This window comes from Amycolatopsis sp. SID8362 (assembly GCF_010550475.1).
GTDB lineage: Bacteria > Actinomycetota > Actinomycetes > Mycobacteriales > Pseudonocardiaceae > Amycolatopsis > Amycolatopsis eburnea.
This window is the reverse complement of the sequence record NZ_JAAGNB010001649.1, coordinates 1-402: the sequence shown is the minus strand read 5'-3', so window position 1 is coordinate 402 and position 402 is coordinate 1. Positions and strand designations below refer to the sequence as shown.

Below are 402 nucleotides of genomic sequence, written 5' to 3'. Positions count from 1 at the left end.
GCGCACGGTGGCGGCCAGCCCGCGGTTCTGCCACACCATCGCCGTCCGCCCGAGGTGGCCGGTCGCGGCGAACCCGCGTTCGGCGTGGCGCAGGTCGTCTTCGGCACCCCGCCAGTCGCCGAGCCGGGCCAGCACGATGCTGCGGTTGGTGCGGATCGTCGCCTCGATCAGGTCGTCGCCGCCCGCGGCCCGGAGCGTCTCGAGGGCGTCCGCGAACCCCGCCGCGGCGTCGCCGAACCGGGTGATTTCGGTGAGCACGACGGCCCGCTGCATGCGCAGCCGCGCCGCCGCCGGCCCGGTCAGCTCGGGCATCGCGCGGTCGAGTTCGCGCAGGGCTTCGGCGGTGCGCCCGGTCAGCGTCAGGACGTAGCCGAGCACCCCGCGCGTCTGCGCTGCCCGCTC

Annotated in this window: 1 pseudogene; it reads right to left on the bottom strand. The window is 76.6% G+C overall.

Going from position 1 to position 402, the window contains the following annotated elements:
- Positions 1–402 (bottom strand): annotated as a pseudogene (locus G3I65_RS50770) (CHAT domain-containing protein); the annotation flags it as partial.